Annotated in this window: 20 protein-coding genes and 3 pseudogenes; 14 read left to right on the top strand and 9 right to left on the bottom strand. The window is 42.2% G+C overall.

Translation table 11 applies throughout. The features are described 5' to 3' along the window. Positions 1-41: 41 nt before the first annotated feature. Both JCM19038_RS22815 and JCM19038_RS09580 read left to right on the top strand, forming a co-directional pair. Positions 42-206 (top strand): hypothetical protein, encoded by a 165-nt coding sequence (locus JCM19038_RS22815; protein WP_193745099.1) that lies wholly within the window; start codon positions 42-44, stop codon positions 204-206. 29 nt (positions 207-235) lie between these two features. Further along, positions 236-967, top strand: coding sequence for a class I SAM-dependent methyltransferase (locus JCM19038_RS09580; RefSeq protein ID WP_052361376.1), 732 nt, complete (start codon positions 236-238; stop codon positions 965-967). Here JCM19038_RS09580 and JCM19038_RS09585 read toward each other — a convergent pair. Beyond that, positions 964-1,686 carry a gamma-glutamyl-gamma-aminobutyrate hydrolase family protein gene (locus JCM19038_RS09585; RefSeq protein ID WP_042417216.1) on the bottom strand — a complete coding sequence of 241 codons (723 nt, stop codon included), beginning with the start codon at positions 1,684-1,686 and terminating at the stop codon, positions 964-966. The two genes, JCM19038_RS09580 and JCM19038_RS09585, sit on opposite strands and share 4 nt — an antisense overlap. A 91-nt stretch (positions 1,687-1,777) precedes the next feature. Here JCM19038_RS09585 and JCM19038_RS09590 point away from each other — a divergent pair, with 91 nt between their 5' ends. Both JCM19038_RS09590 and JCM19038_RS09595 read left to right on the top strand, forming a co-directional pair. After that, positions 1,778-3,232, top strand: a complete 1,455-nt coding sequence (locus tag JCM19038_RS09590) for a phospholipase D family protein (protein WP_052361377.1) — start codon at positions 1,778-1,780, stop codon at positions 3,230-3,232. A 107-nt stretch (positions 3,233-3,339) separates the two neighbouring features. Next, a complete protein-coding gene (locus JCM19038_RS09595; protein WP_042417220.1) occupies positions 3,340-3,813 on the top strand; it encodes a hypothetical protein in 474 nt (157 codons plus the stop codon). A gap of 13 nt (positions 3,814-3,826) precedes the next feature. On the opposite strand, the gene JCM19038_RS09600 is transcribed toward JCM19038_RS09595, so the two are convergent. The 6 genes from JCM19038_RS09600 to JCM19038_RS09625 form a co-directional block, all read right to left on the bottom strand. Next, positions 3,827-4,366, bottom strand: coding sequence for a hypothetical protein (locus JCM19038_RS09600; protein WP_042417223.1), 540 nt, complete (start codon positions 4,364-4,366; stop codon positions 3,827-3,829). Between the two features lie 5 nt (positions 4,367-4,371). Beyond that, entirely contained in the window at positions 4,372-4,638 is a 267-nt protein-coding gene (locus JCM19038_RS09605) for an autorepressor SdpR family transcription factor (protein ID WP_042417225.1), read from the bottom strand. A gap of 129 nt (positions 4,639-4,767) precedes the next feature. Continuing rightward, the gene (tatC, locus tag JCM19038_RS09610) at positions 4,768-5,520 is read right to left on the bottom strand and encodes a twin-arginine translocase subunit TatC (RefSeq protein WP_042417450.1); all 753 of its coding nucleotides are present in this window, start codon (positions 5,518-5,520) and stop codon (positions 4,768-4,770) included. 476 nt (positions 5,521-5,996) lie between these two features. After that, complete coding sequence (gene tatA, locus JCM19038_RS09615; RefSeq protein ID WP_042417227.1) at positions 5,997-6,230, bottom strand: twin-arginine translocase TatA/TatE family subunit; 234 nt, start codon at positions 6,228-6,230, stop codon at positions 5,997-5,999. A 13-nt stretch (positions 6,231-6,243) separates the two neighbouring features. Next, a complete protein-coding gene (locus tag JCM19038_RS09620; protein ID WP_042417230.1) occupies positions 6,244-7,971 on the bottom strand; it encodes a GMC family oxidoreductase in 1,728 nt (575 codons plus the stop codon). A 15-nt stretch (positions 7,972-7,986) separates the two neighbouring features. Then, entirely contained in the window at positions 7,987-8,751 is a 765-nt protein-coding gene (locus JCM19038_RS09625) for a gluconate 2-dehydrogenase subunit 3 family protein (protein ID WP_042417232.1), read from the bottom strand. Positions 8,752-9,112: 361 nt separating this feature from the next. Between JCM19038_RS09625 and JCM19038_RS09630 the strand changes: the two genes are divergently transcribed. From JCM19038_RS09630 to JCM19038_RS09655, 6 genes and pseudogenes are all read left to right on the top strand, one after another. Beyond that, positions 9,113-9,481, top strand: a complete 369-nt coding sequence (locus JCM19038_RS09630; protein WP_042417236.1) for a hypothetical protein — start codon at positions 9,113-9,115, stop codon at positions 9,479-9,481. 34 nt (positions 9,482-9,515) lie between these two features. Further along, entirely contained in the window at positions 9,516-9,728 is a 213-nt protein-coding gene (locus tag JCM19038_RS09635; protein ID WP_042417239.1) for a hypothetical protein, read from the top strand. A 425-nt stretch (positions 9,729-10,153) separates the two neighbouring features. Further along, entirely contained in the window at positions 10,154-11,218 is a 1,065-nt protein-coding gene (locus JCM19038_RS09640) for an iron-siderophore ABC transporter substrate-binding protein (RefSeq protein ID WP_042417242.1), read from the top strand. Continuing rightward, positions 11,211-12,248 (top strand): iron ABC transporter permease, encoded by a 1,038-nt coding sequence (locus JCM19038_RS09645; RefSeq protein ID WP_042417245.1) that lies wholly within the window; start codon positions 11,211-11,213, stop codon positions 12,246-12,248. Before JCM19038_RS09640 ends, JCM19038_RS09645 begins: the two co-directional genes overlap by 8 nt. Continuing rightward, positions 12,245-13,275 (top strand): annotated as a pseudogene (locus JCM19038_RS09650) (FecCD family ABC transporter permease). Before JCM19038_RS09645 ends, JCM19038_RS09650 begins: the two are co-directional and overlap by 4 nt. After that, positions 13,275-14,077: pseudogene (locus tag JCM19038_RS09655) on the top strand (ABC transporter ATP-binding protein). Before JCM19038_RS09650 ends, JCM19038_RS09655 begins: the two co-directional pseudogenes overlap by 1 nt. 645 nt (positions 14,078-14,722) lie before the next feature. Here JCM19038_RS09655 and JCM19038_RS09660 read toward each other — a convergent pair. Beyond that, entirely contained in the window at positions 14,723-15,283 is a 561-nt protein-coding gene (locus JCM19038_RS09660; RefSeq protein ID WP_042417248.1) for an NADPH-dependent FMN reductase, read from the bottom strand. A 5-nt stretch (positions 15,284-15,288) separates the two neighbouring features. Then, positions 15,289-16,348 (bottom strand): annotated as a pseudogene (locus tag JCM19038_RS09665) (LLM class flavin-dependent oxidoreductase). A gap of 136 nt (positions 16,349-16,484) precedes the next feature. Here JCM19038_RS09665 and JCM19038_RS09670 point away from each other — a divergent pair. The 4 genes from JCM19038_RS09670 (at position 16,485) to JCM19038_RS09685 (ending at position 20,127) form a co-directional block, all read left to right on the top strand. After that, positions 16,485-16,838, top strand: coding sequence for a helix-turn-helix domain-containing protein (locus JCM19038_RS09670; RefSeq protein ID WP_042358495.1), 354 nt, complete (start codon positions 16,485-16,487; stop codon positions 16,836-16,838). An 80-nt stretch (positions 16,839-16,918) separates the two neighbouring features. Further along, complete coding sequence (gene deoD / locus JCM19038_RS09675; RefSeq protein WP_042358494.1) at positions 16,919-17,632, top strand: purine-nucleoside phosphorylase; 714 nt, start codon at positions 16,919-16,921, stop codon at positions 17,630-17,632. Between the two features lie 267 nt (positions 17,633-17,899). Then, complete coding sequence (locus tag JCM19038_RS09680; RefSeq protein ID WP_042417252.1) at positions 17,900-18,883, top strand: ornithine cyclodeaminase family protein; 984 nt, start codon at positions 17,900-17,902, stop codon at positions 18,881-18,883. A 38-nt stretch (positions 18,884-18,921) separates the two neighbouring features. Beyond that, a complete protein-coding gene (locus JCM19038_RS09685) occupies positions 18,922-20,127 on the top strand; it encodes an amidohydrolase (protein ID WP_042417255.1) in 1,206 nt (401 codons plus the stop codon). The last annotated feature ends 12 nt before the right edge of the window (positions 20,128-20,139 follow it).

The raw sequence follows: 20,139 nt of genomic DNA on the forward strand, positions 1-20,139 counted from the left end.
GGTACGATACGCTTGACTGAACGATTGGATTAGGTGATTTTATGTCTAGACGAATTGTCGTTGCACTTTTAGCTGGAGTGAGTACACTACTCACATTTATAATTCTGCGTTATTTCTCAGTTGAGCTTACGACCCTTGAACATTGGCTACTTCTTGCCATCATTGTAGGGCTTGCTGTCTTGTTTGGCGCAAAACCTGCAAAGTAATTTTACATAGTAGAAAAGGATGACCACCGATGAATAACATCACAGCGTATTGGGACGAGCGGGCACTTGGCTACTCTAAATCGAGTGTTGAAGAACTATCCGATGAAACGAAACACAAATGGCAACAGTATTTACTACACTACATCCCTGCCGGCCAGCAATTGAAATGTCTCGATCTCGGTTGTGGACCTGGTTTTCTTGCCCTCTTGCTTCAAGAGATGGGCCATACGGTTTATGGTGTTGACACGTCTGAATCGATGATCGAACATGCCAACGCAAATGCGGCGACAAAAGGATTAACAATTGATTTCTCTGTTATGGACGCACAGTTGTTGCAATTTGTCTCGGACACGTTTGACTTCATTGTCACTAGAAACGTGACGTGGAACCTTTCTTCACCGGAACAAGCATACGATGAATGGTTACGTGTATTGAAACCTGGCGGTCGCTTGCTTAACTTTGATGGTAACCATTATTTGCACCTTTTCGATAATCGCTATGCGAATTTTCGTAAATCAAAGGCGTACGACGATCCTCATCAAACGGTACACCTTGAAGGAATTAATACGAATATCATTGAGGAAATTGCACGGCATCAGCCTCTAAGTTCAGTCGAGCGACCTGAATGGGATCTCGCTTTCTTTCAAGATCAATCGGTGAAAATAATCGATATACAAACAACACCAATAACATTCACGAATGATAGCTTAGAAACTGAGATGATCATTGAACGCTTCCACCTTTGTATAGAAAAGTCTTAGACCGGCATGTTCACTTTCGCATGATCCACAAAAGCACGGAATAACGCTTGGCTGGAAGGACTTTGCACATGGAATTCAGGATGCCATTGCACCGCTAGCACAAATTCGTAATCTCGATGACCAATCGCTTCAACAAGTCCATCGTCTGCGACCGCATAAGGCTCAAAGCCTTCTGCTAAGTTCTTAATGCCTTGATGATGATAACTATTAACCTTTAATGTGGTCGTTTGAACGATATCATATAGGGAAGAATTAGGATGAATAGACACTTGATGGATTGGACGGTCATACGGTGGCTCTTGCTTATGTAAAATGGGTTCATCTTGCGCAATTTCGGTTGGGAGGTCTTGATAAAGGCTCCCACCTAAAGCAACATTCATCAGCTGTAGACCACGACAAATACCGAAGGCAGGCTTATTCATGTTTAACACTTCATGGAATAGCGCATACTCTAATTCATCTTTCTCTTTACATACTTCACCACACAGATTGCTTTTCACTTCTCCATATAACGCCGGGTTCACATCGTGACCGCCGGTAAATAGAAAACCGTCATACATACTCGTTAATTGCTGGATCGAAGCCTGATCATTCATAAAAGGTAAGACGACAGGGATTCCACCTGCAAGTTCAATGGCTTCCATGTACCCTGGAAGCATCCAATAGCTATTCTTTTCATAATCATAAAGTGGCGTAACTCCAATTACTGGTTTCGTCATCACTAGTACTCCTTTTTAGCTACAAGCATTTCACATTATTAGATAATTCACAAGAGTTGATCTAAAGATCATGAAACGAGGTGCTTTTGTTTTGAGATCCTTAAAACAGCGACCCCTTAAACGATATACCGTTGGCAAATTTCTATTGCTTTTGCTTCCGTTTTACATTGTGTTTATGATTTATGGCATTTACAAACCTTTGCCAGACGAGTCATTAAGCTATGATAGTGGGTGGCACGATGTATCCTCTGCACAACTTTTGCTGGATGAAACGTATACGGATCACGGGGCGGCCGTTCATGACCATGTGATTTTTGAGAAAGTCGAAGATATGATTCATGAGGCAGAATCATTTATTCTCGTTGATATGTTTTTGTTTAATGACGAATACCCAGCTGACATGGACTTTCCTGAACTTTCGAGTTGGCTTAGTAGTCATTTAGCTTTAAAGAAAGAACAAAACCCCGATATGACCATTGTTGTTACGACAGATCGCATCAATAGCTTTTACGGCAGTCGTGTTCCAGAGCATATAGAGTTTATGAGAAGTGTCGGTATTCATGTTGTCTGGACGGACATGTCAAAAGCTCCTGACTCTAACCCGATTTACTCCGGAGCTTGGCGTGCGTTTATGCAATGGTTTGGGACACCGGCGGGTGGGTATTTGCCGAGTCCATTTAGCTCGGAAGCCGAACCCGTTACGTTACGAGGGTACCTTGATCTGTTTAATTCAAAAGCAAATCATCGTAAAGTCGTGCTCACTGAACAAAGTGGACTCGTCACATCCGCAAACGCACACGATGCAAGTGCTTATCATTCAAACGTCGCCTTTTATGTAGAAGGGGAGCTTGTTCACCATTTATTAGAAACAGAAAAAGCAGTCGCTCGTTTCTCTAGAGCAGAACACGTGTTAGAAACGTTAGAGGCCAACCCAACAAATCAGAGTTCAGACGAAACTATTCAAGGCAAAGTCGTCACAGAGTATGCCATTAAAACGGAAATTTTGCACACCCTTCAAGAAAGTGGAGAAGGAAGCGAAGTCTGGCTTGGCTTGTTCTATCTCTCCGATCGAGATGTGATTAATGAATTGAAGGATGCTGCAGAGCGAGGCGCCATCGTTCGATTAATTTTAGATGGGAATAGCGAAGCGTTTGGGCATGAGAAAAACGGGGTACCCAACCGTCCTGTTGCAGATGAGCTTGAGCGGGCCCATTCGAACATTCAAGTTCGCTGGTACAATACGGACGGTGAACAATACCATACAAAAATGATGTACATTAAAAATGGGAATCAAGCCGTCGTTACTGGTGGTTCAGCTAACTTTACGAGGCGAAACTTAGATGACTACAACTTAGAAACAAACGTGATGTTTGCAGGATCTACTGACCATGAGATGATGCAACAACTAGATGAGTACTTCGTTCGTTTATGGAATAACGAAGAAGACCGAGAATACACCTTGCCTTACGCGCATTACGGTGAACAACCCCAATGGAAATATTGGCTATATCGTGTTCAAGAAAGCACTGGTTTATCAGCGTTTTAACCAAAATAAACGCGTTGCCTTCAATAGAGGTGCAGACATAAATGAATGTCGTCTGCACCGTTTATTCGTCGACTGGTCTTACCAACCTTGCTCACTAAGGAGAATTTATGTTACTTATTGCTTCTTACCTCATCGTCTTATTGTTACTTAGTGTTGTATCCGGCGTGTTCCTCCTCGCCTTAGGGTTTGCAGGTTCGTTAACGCCATTTCAACTCGTCATCGCCTTAAGCGCTGCACTCATCATGTCCTTTTTGACGTTCAACTCTTATTTCCGTCGGCACATGCCAGAATCCGATGTGCTTGAAGAGCTGAGGACTCGCAACTTCCATGTTACGTTGCTCTTCATAAGCCTTTGGTTAGCAACATGTAGCACCTTGCTCTCATCGTTGTTCGTTACACCCTATCACGTATGGATCTTTTATCTAACCCCTTTTCTCCTAACGTTTGTCTGCCTTCTTCACGTCCGTCATGTTCTTCAGAAAAAGGTTCAGTACACACTTGCTTTTCCCACGATCGTCTTTGTTGTTACCGTTACGTATACGGTCCATCTGTTCATCATTTATTTCAGAGAGCTCATGTGATGATGAAAGAGAGCTAAGAAACGAATCGCAGCTCCGATGCAAAACGGATCACTAAAAATAAAATCGTAAGTCCGAGTACGATAAAAAACAACGTTATTGTGTATGGCGCAAAGATCGCCCCAATCATAAGGAGTCCGCTAATGACAAATGCAAAAGAAAATGGGCGAATACTGTTATTCCACACTTTGGCGGAAAGTGTCTCTTCATGAATTTTAAACCGATGCAATTGATTTCCCATCACGCAGAATACGAGTCCAACACTGAATGGACCGATAACTAGCGGATCAAGCCATAACCCAAGTACATACAAGTTCATTACGTGAAGAAGAACGAATAGTACGAAAACAACGCTCGCAATCACTATAGTTAAGCCTGAACGATAGCGATTGTACTGTTCTTGGTGTGCATTCAATCGATTTGTCAAGACATGCAACCCAACAACTCCGATCATAGTCACCGGATAAACAAATGCATCGACTCCGCCACCGTGCAAACTGTAATAAATCACGCTACTTACAACACCAGCAATCGTTAGCAAAACCATTACGAACATCTTAACTATTCCTCCTTATTAAATTTCATCAACCACCTAACGACTTCTTGGAACACGGACGTATTCAGTGAATACAACACATACTGCCCTTGCTTTTTGGCATACACTAACTCCGCTTGCTTTAAGATATTGAGATGTTGTGAAATGCCCGCTTTACTCATCGTAAATTGATCGGCAATCTCTCCTGCTGTATGATCTTTCTCATGAAGAATATCCAATATTCTCCTTCGATTCTCATCTGAAAGCGCCTTATACACATCGTTGTTTAGCATCGTTCTCTCCTACTAACGTTCATCTATTTAAGTATTTAAGTAATTACTTAAATATAAACATAACAATCCATATTTTTCAAGTCCAATAAAAAACCAGAATCGATGGTTTGTCGATTCTGGCTTTTTCACTTATGCCTCTGTGCTTTCTTCCTTGTTTGCTTCTTTGCTTGCTTTTCTCTTAATCACTTTTTTGGATACGTAAATTCCAACTTCGTACAAGATAATAAATGGAATGACAACAAGGAATGGTGTAAAGAAGTCAGGTGGTGTAATTAACGTTGAAATGACTAAAAGAAAGAAGTACGCATACTTTCTTGATTTTGCAAACGTCTCTGGTTCAACAATTCCAAGTGATGTTAAAGCCATAATAACGAGCGGCAGTTGGAAGACAAATCCAATCGGTATCGTCGTCATCATGAGGAAAGAGAAGTACTCAGACGCTGTAATCATCATGTTAAAATGCATTTCACCTAGCTCAATAAAGAACATAAATGCAATTGGATGGATGACAAAATAACCAAACGAGAGCCCTAAGACGAAACAGAGAAATACAGCAGGTATGTAGTTGAACATCAGTTTAGACTCACGTGCACTTAACGCAGGTTTAACAAATCGCCACGCTTCAAACACGATATACGGCAGTGATAAGCCGACACTAAGTATCCCAGACAAATAAAAATACAATTTAATGGCATCTAGCGGACCGAGCATAACGAGCTCAAAGTCACCGACTAAGATATCCATATAAAACCGTAACAATATAAACATGGTAATAAAAAGTAATGAAAAAATGATCAGTGTTCGAATGACAGCTCCTCGTAACACGGATATATGATCCAATGTTGGCTGTCGATTCATTTCCTCAGTTGTTGTTCCACTCATGGCAACAGACCTGTTACTAACAACACGCAAAACATCTCTTTAGTGATTCTAAAGAGACATTCCTCATTATAAAAAACTGTTACTAGTAACAGTTTCACCTCGCTTTCCTATGTTAATCATTACGAGCACTATTTTGATAGGTTCCACAAAGACGTTTCCCCTTAAGCACGAGCATCCATTTAGGTTCAAACCACGTCCAATTATTCTATCATGCTTCTGACCAATGCTTATCATTCACTCGTATCGTTTCTTATTGGAGAAAGTCAAAATCAAACTCTAGTGACCGACCCCTTAATTTAGTTGTATGTATTCGTTCAAATGAAGAAGTTTTACTAAGTTTACAAGCTATGAAACTATATTAAATCGAACATGAACCACAACTATTAAATATAGCGATACTCCAGCCATCTGTCTATACTTATATTCTTTAATTTCATGCTAAATACGAGAAAAGCTGAGAACAAGGTTCTCAGCAATTAATCTTTCTTTTGATCAACATTCGCAATCGTCGTAACTTGAGCTGCTTTCGGTACGTCCTGATCAGCCTTAGTGTCTTCATCATCCATTAACTTGTTGGTCGTCTTCTTAAATTCTGAGATCGTTTGTCCAAACGCTCCACCAATCTCTGGTAACTTCTTCGGTCCAAAGATTAACAATGCTAATAGTAGAATAAGAATCAAACTCGGGATTCCGATGTTTAATGGACTCATACTCGTTCCCTCCTTAGTTACCGTCTACTACTAATTGTCTAGGGTCATCGATATAATCAAGAATGCCTTCAGCTGCTCTGTAGGCAAGCGCTGCAACGGTTGGGGTCGGGTTGTTTCCTCCGTTATGTGAAAACGTAGACGCTCCTGCCACGAACAAATTCTCACAATCCCATACTTGAGAATAGTTGTTCACAACAGATGTTTCACTAGACGCTCCCATAATCGTACCCCCGGTATTATGAGTCGTCTGATACGGGACAATATCATAATCTCCTGTCGCATGGTTTACTTCTTCAACGATGTCCGCACCCATCTGCTCCATAATTTCCATCGCTCGTTCAGCTTGATATTTTGCTAGATTACGATCTTGATCTGTGAAATTGTACGTAACTCGAAGCAACGGATCACCGTTCTCATCCGTATATGTCGGATCTAAATCTAAATAATTGTATCGATATGGTAAGCTCGCACCTTGACTTTGTATGTGCAATTGTCGGTAAAAGTAGTGTGTTGATGCTTCTTTGAACTCTTTGCCCCAAGACTTCGTCCCTTCTGGAACCGGGTTCGTATCAATCGGACGATTCCCCGTTTGGTGCAACCCTAAGACCCCACCGTGGATAAAGTCTAGATCAGAATGATCAAAGTTGTCCGCATTATAGTCCTCTACTCCACCACCGAGAGCACCTGCTCCCGCATAAAGATTAAACTTCTTATCTTCGAAAAAACCATCTGCTCCTGAAATGATCTGATAACAATAATGCTTCCCTACCACGCCTTCTTCTGTTTCAGGGTCATACGGTTGACCAATTCCTGATTGCAACAGCAAGCGCGTATTGTTCATCACGTAAGTCGTAATAATAACGATATCCGCAGGTTGAAAATACTCTTGATCGTCGGTTCCATCAATATAATAAACACCTGTCGCAACACCATCTTCATGGCCGATCTCTCGTACGTTAGCATGGGTCTTAATCTCAAAGTTCCCTGTCTTTAAAGCCGTTGGGATTACCGTAATCAATGGATCAGACTTCGCTTGATAATCACAGCCGAACCGTTCACAAAATGAGCAATATTGACATTGATAAATCGTCTGTCCATCAGGGTTCGTATAATTCTCTGAAAGATTTGCTGATGGTCGTTGATGTGGATGCAAGCCAAGCTCACTAGATGCTTCTTTGAACAATCGAATGGCTGGGGATTCTTTCATTGGTGGCGTTGGGTACTCTTCTGACATTTCAGGAGTCATTTCGTTTTGTTCTCCGGAAATACCCGCCATCTTCTCCCACTTCGTATAGTAAGGTTCGATCTCCTCGTATGTAATGCCCCAATCTTGAATCGTAATGTCTTCGTCTACTTTTCCTTCACCGTATTGCTCTAACGTCATCGTCTGGATTTGGAAATCATATGGGAAGAACCGTGGTGCTTGTCCATTCCAGTGGATTCCAGCGCCTCCAACGTCTGTACCGAGCAAGTATGAACCGAGTTGTCTCATCGGTAATGCAGTCATGTCTGTTGTGTTACGAATCGTTTGCGTTTCTCTTGAGAGATCTTGCATTAATTCATGATCAAGTGCGTATCGCAGTTCGTCTTTTTGCATGATAAAATCATCAGGTGTACGTTCTCCACCGCGCTCAAGGCCAATGACTTCAATCCCAGCTTTCGTAAGCTCTGAAGCAATAATTCCTCCTGCCCAACCGACGCCAACAACAACCGCTTGTTTTTTAGGTAATTCTATCGCCATATGTCTCAGTCCTTTTTACGTATGATGGTCGTGTAAGCTTACTGGTTCAATATCATGGAATTCTTCGTCCTCAATGATGTCCATGTTATTCATCAACCCACCTGGGTACTGTTTCATTCTCCACCCGTCCATGTTTAAGTTTCCGCCATATACTGGGTCAGAATAAACACCACGAAGCGTTGCCTTTCTTAGAAGCTCAAAAAACTGAGAAGAACTCATGCCTCTCATTTCTACATCTCCAGATTCAAAGCTCTCAAGAATCTCATCTTGTTGCTCGTCCGTTAAATCGTAATAAGCTTCGCCTTCAAAGTTCGCTTTCGCTTGATTTTGAATGAGACGAACGCCTTTCAAAAATGCATCGCGACGATTAAGAGCCGACTGGTTTCCTTGCGTCTCTGCACCATCTTCAAACGGACCATCCATATATTCACGTGCATTGAATCCCCATGAGCCAGCTAGTTGCCGATCAATAAAATACGGAACTGCTAAAGATACAGCTCCTGGACCAATCTCATCTTCAGGGAAAATTCGCTCGACTGCTGCACTAAGTACTCGAAAATCTTCTTGTCGCTTAAAAAACATTCGGGCTCTCATATAATCGTCACTTGAACCGTGATCATGATCACCATTACCGTTCTCTGATGCTGTCTGTGTGCTTGACGATGGGTTTATGAGAAAACTTCCGAGCAACGTACCGCCAACTAATCCACCGACTGCGAAACTACCGTTTCGAATAAACTCTCGTCTCGTGAGCCCTTCTGACTTCTTTTCTTCTGACATCGTCATCCCCTCCTTTTATATCTATAGCCTTAATCTAGCCTTCGTTTTAAGGTGAGAGCGTATCCGTTTTCATATAAGAGTAGATCAATTGGTAGAATTAAGATTAAGACAATGACTATTTACCCTATTTATAGTGAAATTAAACTAAAAATGTTTAAAATGTAGCACTACATTTTTATCATGAAAGCTGCACTTTTTTACTAGCCACTCATATCAAAGATGCACATATTGAACAATTCGTGTTGCTACGTTTCTACGTTTAAGTTTCCCCAATTAATGGAATAAGGGTATTACGAACTATGAACAGCTTTGGATAATTCTTATTATTCAATATAAGGCGTCTCATTGGGGAGGTTAGCACATGCAAAGACGTTTTATTCTTTCAATCGTCGTCGTTGCACTACTGGCTGGCTGTTCTCAAATTTTAAAGAAAAGTGATGAAGGAGAGTTTTGGGAAGTGGCGTTTCATGCGGACCAAACGGTTGATGCCGAAGAGACTAGTACCATTACGTTAACGTATTTAGAGGACCCTGAAGACGTTGTGGAATTTAGCTTTGACTCAAGTACGGGTAGTGCGGTTCATGGCGCTTCCTTACATGGAAGCGGGACGTTCACATCCGGAAGCGAGTGCTCAGGGTGTATGCAAACCCCTGATCAACCGATTGAGGTCGATATTCGTTGGTTAACTGCTGAAGGTGATGAATTCGAAGAATCGTTTACCCTTGATTGATGGAATCTTCTCTATACATTTCGGAGGTGTACAGATGAGTAATTTTAAAAAAGGAATGAGGCATTCAAGATATCGTACAGTACTGTTAAGTATTACGGCAATGCCAGTGATTGCTGTACTAGGTTTCCTTGATGTCATACCAGTCTCCAATACGCTAGCTTGGTTTGCACTCGCTGCATTCATCGTTGGTTTAATCGTCTTCTTCGTTTCATTTAATGGTAAGCAATCTGCTGACTCTAAAGGCTGAACGCTATTACATTCACGAGATGGAGGTGGTATACATTAAGAAAAAATACATGCTTTACTTCGGACTCGCATTCATTGGGGCACTCATCGGTATTACCATTTCTCAAATGATTTTTACTTAACGCCAAAACTCAATTTGGCGTTTTTAATTTGTTATGAAAAAATCGTACAAATTATTCTTCTACATAAATTTTATTTTAGCGCTTCATTTTTCATAGTTACATTCTCCTAGAGGCTTATTTCATACGGGATCCAGGATTTCACTAACTCATTTACGAGGTAACAAACCATGACAACCTTTTAACAATAGTGAAAAAATTTAATTGACAATCGTTATCAGTCGCTATACACTGGCTGAGAATGATTATCATTTTCGAATTCATTGCTGTCATTCGCAATTACATACAAAAAGGGGTTTCGATTAATATGAAACGTTCTCATCTTTTATTCTCATCCGCTTTACTCTCACTAGCTTTGGTCGCTTGTTCAGATGAATCTAGCGATACAACTTCTGCAACAACACCTGAAGGTGATGGGGATGGGGAAGAAACCGCTACACCTGACGAAAGCGCAGACGAACAAATTGTGATCGAGCACGCCTTTGGAGAGACGGTTTTAGACGACATACCTGAACGAGTCGCTACCGTTCAATGGGGAAATCAAGACATTGCCCTTGCACTAGGAGTTGAGCCGGTTGGTTTCTCAGCCGCGAATTATGGTGTACAAGATGACAGTGGTCTTCTGCCATGGACGAAAGATCAGCTTGATGAACTCGGTGTTACAGATCCGAATATTTACCAAGATACGGATGGTTTAGACTTTGAGGCGATCTCTGACTCCAACCCTGATGTCATTCTTGCCAGTTATTCTGGAATTACACAAGAAGATTATGATTTACTAACACAAATTGCTCCAGTCGTTGCCTACCCTACGACGCCTTGGACGACACCTTGGCGAGAGCAAGTACTCATGAATGCTGAAGGGATGGGAATGAAAGCTGAAGGTGAACAATTGATTGAAGATACCGAAGCGACCATCGATGAAGCACTTGAAGATTATCCAGAAATTGAAGGGAAAAGCGTTGTCTGGGTAAACTTCTCTGCAGATGATATGTCGAACCTACACTTGTATACACCTGTTGATACGCGCGTTTCGTTCCTAAAAGAAGAATTAGGGTTAAGTACGCCTGAAGACGTTGAAGCAATGATTGAAAATAAAGATGAATTTTTCCTAAGTCTAAGTGCAGAAAATGCCGACGTACTAAATGATGCTGACATTATTATCGGATACGGTGATGAGGAATTGTACGAAGCTGTAAAAGCCGATTCTAGACTCGGTCAAATCCCTGCTATTGAGCGCGGATCTGTCGTAATGGTCGGCAATGCAACGCCACTCGCTGCCGCTGGTACTCCGAATCCACTTTCAATTGAATACACGATTGAAGAGTATGTAGAACTTATTGGAGACGCAGTCGCAAAACTAGATGAGTAATTCCCGCATTTCATCGCAAGAAAATCACGTATTTGTTCCAAAAACAGTAACAAAAACAATCGTGATTTCCGTTGTATTGCTTTTCATTGTCAGTGTTCTCTCCCTTGCTTTTGGTTCTCGATTCGTTACTTGGAATGAACTGATGACAGGGCTCTTTTATCCTGAACAAGATTCGTACGGGGCAAGCGTTGTTCGTGAGCGCATTCCCCGTACGGTTTTTGCTCTTTTTTGTGGTGCTGCACTGGGGGTGTCAGGTGCACTTATGCAAGCGATCACTCGCAATCCGATCGCTGACCCTAGTATTCTAGGCGTCAATACAGGTGCTGCACTATTTGTTGTTAGTGGTTTAGCTTTTTTTAATATTAGTACAGCCAGTGAATACATTTGGTTTGCTATTGCTGGAGCGATGCTAACTGCCATCTTTGTCTATGCAATAGGATCTCTTGGACGGACTGGAGCAACACCGTTAAAGCTCGTTTTGGCTGGTGCAGCCACGAGTGCGGCGCTGTCGTCGCTCGTAAGTGCCGTCTTAATTCCTCGAACCGATGTGATGGATCAATTTCGTTTCTGGCAAGTAGGAAGTTTAGGATCAGCAAGCTGGAATGCAATCTTGACGTTTTTGCCGTTTCTTATTGCTGGGGTGATACTGGCAATCTGTACTGCACCTGCGTTAAATGCACTTGCACTCGGTGATGATTTAGCTAAGAGTCAAGGTGTTCAGCTCACGACGTTGCGCATTTTCTCTGCCTTTGCTGGTGTTGTGTTATGTGCAGTCGCAACGGCCTTGGCCGGTCCAATTGGCTTTATTGGGTTACTTGCTACCCACCTTGTTCGATTATTGCTCGGACCCGATTTACGCATCGTCATCCCGATGGCCGCCATTGCTGGTGCGGTGGTTTTAACGTTTGCTGACGTTGTTGGTCGTGTAATTGGTAGTCCGGGCGAACTTGAAGTTGGCGTTGTTACTGCCTTAATTGGCGCCCCATTACTAATCTACTTAGCAATTAAATTGAAAGTGCGTTCACTATGACTACAAATTCTCTCATTACAATTAAACACGGTCGTCAAAAAAGACAACGTCGCTGGTTACTCGTTAACTTTCTATTAATCATTACCGCTATGGTCCTTTGTGTTGCCATGTTGCTACTTGGTAATACGTTTCATCACCCGGCTGATGTATTTCGAGCCCTCACTGGTGAAACTGTTGAAGGTGTCTCATTTGCTGTAAACAACATTCGCTTCCCACGAATGCTTGCTGGATTGCTTGCCGGAATTGCATTCGGCATTGCTGGTAACACGTTCCAAACGATGTTACGTAATCCGCTAGCAAACCCTGAAATCTTGGGAATTACAGCGGGATCAAGTGTCGCTGCACTGTTTTGCATTTTAATCCTACAAACGAGCCAAGCCGTTACATCGTTCAGTGCTGTTATCGCAGGGTTACTTACCGTTATCGTTATTTATTTTCTTTCACGAAGTGGTGCGTTTTCCATCGGTCGGCTCATTCTAGTCGGAATTGGGATTCAAGCGATGTTAAGTGCTGTTATCTCTTATTTACTTATGGTTGGGGGTCATCAAGATCTTCCCTCTGCTCTTCGCTGGCTAAGCGGAAGTCTTAACGGTGTACAGATGAATAGCCTTGCCCCATTAGTGCTTGTTGTTATGATCTTTTTACCGATCATTGTCTTCTTAGGACGACACCTTCAATTGTTAGAGCTTGGCGAACAAGCAGCCATTTCATTAGGGCTTCGAACGGATTTAACGCGAATACTATTGATTGTTAGTTCCGTATGCATGATTGCGTTTGCTACGTCTGTGACAGGACCGATTGCTTTCGTTGCTTTCTTGGCAGGTCCAATTGCGAAACGGATCGCAGGCGTTGGGTATTCCAATGTTCTACCTGCTGGACTTGTGGGTGCGAATTTAGTTCTTGCCGCTGACTTAATTGGCCAATTTGCGTTTGACGTACGCTTTCCAGTTGGGATTATCACGGGAATTCTTGGCGCGCATTCTTGCTTTATTTATTGATTCGCATGAACCGAAGGGGAAGTTTATGATAAAACCGAAGCATACTTTTCAAGCAGAAGAAGTTGTCGCAGGCTACGATCAGAAGACCATTTTGAACAACGTAAGTATTTCAATTCCAAGTCACAAGATTAACGTAATTATCGGTGCAAATGCGTGCGGAAAGTCGACACTATTAAAAACGATGGCCAGACTATTAAAACCGGACGCCGGAGCGGTTACGTTAGATGGGAAGTCCATTCACCAAATGCCATCTAAAAAACTCGCGAAACTGCTAGGCTTACTGCCGCAATCTCCGATTGTTCCTGAAGGGATTACGGTAACAGACCTTGTAGGCAGAGGCCGTTACCCTCATCAATCGTTTTTTAAAGGCTGGTCAAAAGAAGATTATACCGCAGTCGCTGAAGCGATGGATATGATGCAAATTACAGAACTTGCAAATCGGAATATCGATGAGTTGTCTGGCGGGCAACGCCAACGGGTCTGGATTGCGATGGCACTTACGCAACAAACGGACATCCTCTTTCTCGATGAACCAACAACGTATCTGGACATTACGTATCAATCGAGATTCTTGATCTACTGACTGATCTAAATAAAAAGTACGGAACAACGATCGTGATGGTGTTACATGACATTAACCTAACGGCACGTTATGCGGATTATATTTTCGCATTACGCTCCGGCCAGCTAATTGCAGAAGGAACACCAACTGATGTAATCACGAGTAAACGCGTGGAAGAAATCTTTGATATGAAAAGCGAAGTGATTCTAGATCCAGTATCAAAGACCCCACTCGTTGTTCCGATCGGAAGACATCATCGTCATACGTAATGATATGAACACTGAAGAAGCAGGTACTTTGAGAATACCTGCTTTTTCAATGTTTTTGACGTGGTTACTAAAAAGTGTTTTTCTGTTAAGTCAAACCTAACGCTTCTTAATAAAATTGAGAGTCTATTTTGTTTCAATTTTTTATCACACTTTTATACAAAGTAGTTATTCGTTCAATTTCAAAATGGACTAATAAGAGTATAGACAAACGATAATGCCTTCATCGCGCCCTTTAGTTGAATAGGTGCTTATTTAAATAAGTTGAACAAAACATTATCCCATGATTTCCTACTACAGGCGGATGATTGCACCCTTGGCACAAGAGCAACATCGGCTCCTGTTTCGCAGTCACCGTGTTTTCTATGCCGCGGAGGAACTGCCGAGCTCCTTCTTCCGCAGGCGTCACCGCCTTACGTTCCAATCATTGATATTCGTTTTAAGAACTCAATTATTCATGCAGATCGTAATTGTATATGCTCTGAATCAACAAATTCATTTTTCATTCTATATAGAGAAGTTGAAGATATAATTCAAGTGAAATCATTTTTTGAGTGCTTCTTTGATTGACGAATCAACTATAACAACACTAAAAATGACATCACCCTTAACGAGCAATGCCATTCATCATGAACCTTACTTACTTCATCAAAAATCAAACTCAGCTTCTTTTTGTTCACGAAGCTGCTTTAACGTTTCTGACAAAAGCAACGTATCGTCCACTAAATCTTGAAGTCTAAAGTGGATATCATCATTGATGATTTGTTTATTTAGAAAATCTTTTTCTTCAATGAACACGAAGCTTTGCGTAATATGAGCTTTCATATAATTTAAGATCGGCTTTAACTGTTGGTCGACGATCAGGTAATGTTTCGCGGATCCTGCTGTCATCACAATGCTAACGGTTTTATGCTCAAATGCACGTTCTGGAAGCAAGTCAAAAACGTTTTTTAATGTTCCTGGAATAGATGCTTGAAACACCGGAGTACCAATAACTAGAACGTCCGCATCCATAATCGTTTGAGTCATATACTTTGTATCTCCATCGTAATCGAGGTAATGACGTCCATCACTCCATTGCAGCGTGTAATCCGCTAGATCAAGTAACGTTGCATCGACCGTATGCTTATCAAGCTTGTCCATCACTTGGTTCATCGCCGTACGTGTCTTTGAACCGACGGTTGAACCTGACAGAACAACAACATTCATTTTCTTCACGATCCTTTAGACGTATATTTTCGAATGGCGGGTAAGATCTCTGTCCCGATCAACTCGATGTTATTACGAAGTTGCGCCATCGTAACCCCCCCGAAATCCATCTGACCAATATAGCGCTGGTGTCCGAAGAGCTCATGTTGATAGAGAATCTTCTCAATGATTTGTTGTGGACTTCCTACATTGACGACACTGCGAATATCCGCACTTTGTGCAAACTGTTGTTTCGGAAATCCACGACCGTTGGTTAGCTTCATGCCTTCATTAATGTGCGGATAATACTCTCGCTGAGCTTGTTGAGTCGTTTCTGCAGTATAGAAGAACCCAGCCGTTGCAATCGGTAATGAGTCTGGGTCATGTCCATTCGCTTTAGCTGTTTCGCGATATGCATCAATCGTTCCTTTAAAGTGACTAGCCGCACCGCCAAGGTGAGCAAGGAACATCGGGACGCCAGCGTGGCCTGCTTTCATCGCACTGGCAGGTGTACCGCCAACTGCTCTCCAGATCGGCAATTTGCTTCTACTGGTCTCGGAATGACTCTGGCATCTTTTAGCGACTTGCGGAATTTACCACTCCAATTGACGACTTCTTCTTCGTTTATTTTACGAAGAAGATTGAACTTCTCCTCATACAACTCCTCATAATCATGCAAGTCATACCCTAACAGATCATAAAGACCTACTCTTGATGCTCTTCCTGCAATAATTTCTGTTCGTCCTTCAGAAATTAAATCAATCGTAGAAAAATCCTCATACACGCGTACAGGATCTAACGTACTGATAATGGTCGATGAGCTTCCAATCTTAATTTTTTCTGTCGCTTGAGCAATTGCACCTAAAACGACGGTATGAGCTTGTGTTGCGAAATAGTCTTGATGGCTCTCCCCAACGCTTATAAAATCAATGCCTGCTTGTTCGGCAAGCTTTGCGACTTCTATAATTTCTTGAATTCTTTGCTTTGCTGAGATTCGATCTCCCGTTTCTGGATGTGCAGATGATCCCCTAACGTATACAATCCGAATTCTAATCCTTGTCCTGATTTAAAACGACCTTTGTCCATTTTATTTCAACACCCTTTCGGAATCTTGTCTTTTCTGTGAGTGTAACTAATGATAGTATGAACGAAACAGATTATTTTAGGAAGTACGCACTTTTAGGAACCATAGTATACTAAATGATACTTAGGAGGGATCTCGATGAAGTATGAACCCGACTTTTGTAAAATAGATGACGCATTAACAATTATTGTCGGCAAGTGGAAACCAATTATTCTCCTTCACCTGCTTAATCACGGAACTCAACGCTTCTCTGAGTTACGAAGTCAAATGCCTGGTATTACCCAGAAAATGCTCACGAAGCAGTTGCGTGAACTTGAAGAAGAAGACATCGTTTCACGAAAAGTCTATCCTCAAGTTCCACCGAAAGTCGAGTATTCCATCACAGATTATGGACGTACGCTTCAACCGATCCTTGAAGCAATGCATGAGTGGGGAACGAAACACCACGCACACCGCCTTAAGAAAGAAAATACGACTTCACACGAATCCTAATGGAAATGGACAATATAGCCCTGTCTCATGTAGGATAGTGGAGGGGAACTCTTGATACCATCAGTAAAGGAGACATACTCATGACAGAACATAAACAAACCGCTCACATTAATCCAGAAGGTAAAGAAATCGCGGAAACGGTTCTTCTACCAGGAGATCCATTACGTGCGAAATTTATTGCAGATAACTATTTAGAAGACGTTGTTCAATTTAATAGCGTTCGCAACATGTTTGGCTATACAGGAACGTATAACGGAAAGAAAATCTCAGTAATGGGGACAGGCATGGGTGTACCGAGTATCGGCATTTACTCATGGGAACTCATTAACATTTTCGGAGTGAAAAATTTAATTCGCGTCGGTTCATGTGGAGCGCTTCAAGACGACTTGAACCTTTACGACATTATTTTCGCTATGGGTGCTTCTACGAACTCGAACTATGTTAGCCAGTACAACTTACCAGGCCACTATGCGCCGGTTGCATCGTACGAGCTTCTTGAGAAAGCGAAGAACATCGCTGACGAGCAAGGTCAGACGGTTCACGTAGGAAACGTCCTAACAAGTGACACGTTCTACAATGCCGACGAAACTGCCGCTAAAAAGTGGAGTGACATGGGCATTCTCGGTATTGAAATGGAAGCTGCTGCTCTTTACATGAACGCAGCTGCCGCTGGCGTAAATGCACTGACAATCCTTACTGTAAGTGACCACGTATTCAAGCAAGAAGAAACAACTGCTGATGAACGCCAAAATTCATTTACGAAAATGATGGATATCGCACTTAACCTTGCGTAACCATTGATTAACTCCTTGCAAAGCAAAGGCTTTGCAAGGAGTTTTTTTGTTGTTCGACGTTATGCTCTACTTCAAATCATGTGAGTAGAACTTGACCATCATTGCGATTTTTATCGCTTCTGCCCACAAACAATCACCTTTGTGAGCTGAACCGGTCGAACTCCCCTCAAAACCGAAGCCTGGAACTACAAAGTTTGATACTATAATAGTAGTTCACTTTTATTCTGAAAGTTCTTTCTACTACTTCTTTAAAAGGATGGATCTACGTTGAGAATTGTAAATGAGAAGCAATTAACATCACTTATGGACATGAAAGAAATTATTCAGCGAGTGGAAGTTGCTTTAGAAGAGTATTCTTCGGGGAGGACCAACACTCCAATTCGCACAGCTCTTCCTTACGATGACGAACAAAACACTGCCTTGTTTATGCCATCTGTAGCTGACGGTCTCCAAAAGATCGGCGTGAAAGTCGTCACCGTTGCTCCGAACAACAAAGATCTTGGCAAGAAACTCATTAATGGGTTTGTCGCTCTTTCCGATTACAAAACGGGCGAACCCGTTGCCATATTAGAAGGTTCCTACTTAACGATGATTAGAACGGGGGCTATCTCAGGAGTTGCAACGAAATATTTAGCAAAGCAGAACGCAACGACACTCGCCATCATTGGAACTGGTGAACAAGCCTTCGGCCTCGCCGCTGCCGTGTTTGCTACGAGAGACATTACAGACGTTCACCTTTACAATCGCTCCAAAGAAAAAGCTGAGGCTTTTGCTCATAAACTACAGCATGATTTAAGTCAGCCCGCGAACGTCCACTTCCATGATCAGGCCGATGATGCTGTTACACATGCCGAAATTATCGTAACCGCAACAAATTCATCAACACCCGTGTACAACGCTTCACTACAACCTGGCACTCACGTCAATGCAGTCGGATCGTTTCGACCTACGATGCAAGAACTACCGACACATACCGTGACAGATGCACATAAAGTTGTTGTTGAAGCTGTCGATGCTGCACTTGAAGAGACAGGGGACCTTATTACTCCGATTGAGAATGGCGATTATCAAGTGAATCAAATCCACGGGGAACTCGGAAAAATTGTTTCTGGTGAACTTAGCTGCCGTGAACATGATGAAGAAATTACCGTCTTCAAATCCGTTGGCCTTGCCATCGTTGATATTGTCGTTGCGAATTATTTTTACGAAAAGGCCATAGATACAAACACAGGGACCGATGTTGACTTTTAACAGGTAGATTGATGACTAAACAACAAAGGACGGATTACATGACAACCATTAAACGCGTACGCCTCGAAACAGGATACTTAGAAGAAAATGAATTCATCTATGGAAGTGCGACATCGCTCGTAGATATTCAAATTAAAAATGGGAATGTCTCAAACATTACTCCCGCCTCAGAGGAACCAACCGACACTGATGCGTTTGATGGAAAGGAATTGTTGCTCCTTCCAGCCATTCGCGAAATGCATTGTCACTTAGATAAGAGTAAGTTAGGAGTGCCATGGCGACCGGTTACACCAGCAAGTAACCTTGTCGAACGATTCACGAAAGAAATCGATGAACTTGATGCCCTCGACCTCCCTCTTAAAGAGCGGGCAAGAAACTTAATTGAACTTGAACGCTCACATGGAGTGACCTTCTTTCGATCGCACATTGATGTTCACCCTAAAGTTGGTCAACGTTACTTAGAAGAAACCATTGAATTACTTCACGAATATAAGGGAACCTTTGAATATGAGCTTGTTGCGTTCCCTCAACACGGGTTACTTCGCTCAAACGCATACAACGATGTATTAACCGCACTCCAATCGGGCGCTACCCTCGTTGGTGGTGTTGACCCCTCCTCACTCGATGGTGATTTAGAGCGGTCGTTACATCAAACGTTTGAACTGGCTACACAATTTAATGCACCGATTGACATCCACGTTCATGATCGTGACGATCACGGAAGAAATACCGTACGTGAGTTATTACGCTTAACGAAAGAAGCCAAGTGGCAAAACAAGGTTGCCATTAGTCATGCATTTGGCTTAAACGACTTTATTGGCGAGGAGCGAAAAGAAGTATTTAAAGAACTCGCCGACACTGGCGTTCACATTATTTCTAGCCTACCTTTAAACGGGGTATTCCCACCTCTTGAAGAATTACATAAAGCGGGGGTACACGTATCACTTGGTTGCGATAATGTGTACGATTCCTGGTCACCTCTTGGCACTGGGAATGTAATTGAAAAGCTTAACCGCTATTTAGAAGTCTATCGAATGAGAAGCCAAGAAGACTTAACAGATGCATTGAGTCTCATTACTGACAAACCTTTTTCTTTAGCTAAAGGACAGCCTTGGTTGGTCGAGGGGATGGAGGCAGATTTCATTCTCGTTGATAGTTCATCAGCTGCAGAGTTTGTTGCAAGACAAAACCCTGTGCTGTACAGCTTTCACCGCGGAAAACTTGTTTATCAAAAAGAAGCTTAACGGAGGCACCTT

This window comes from Geomicrobium sp. JCM 19038 (genome assembly GCF_000698125.1).
Lineage (GTDB): Bacteria > Bacillota > Bacilli > Bacillales > Marinococcaceae > Geomicrobium_A.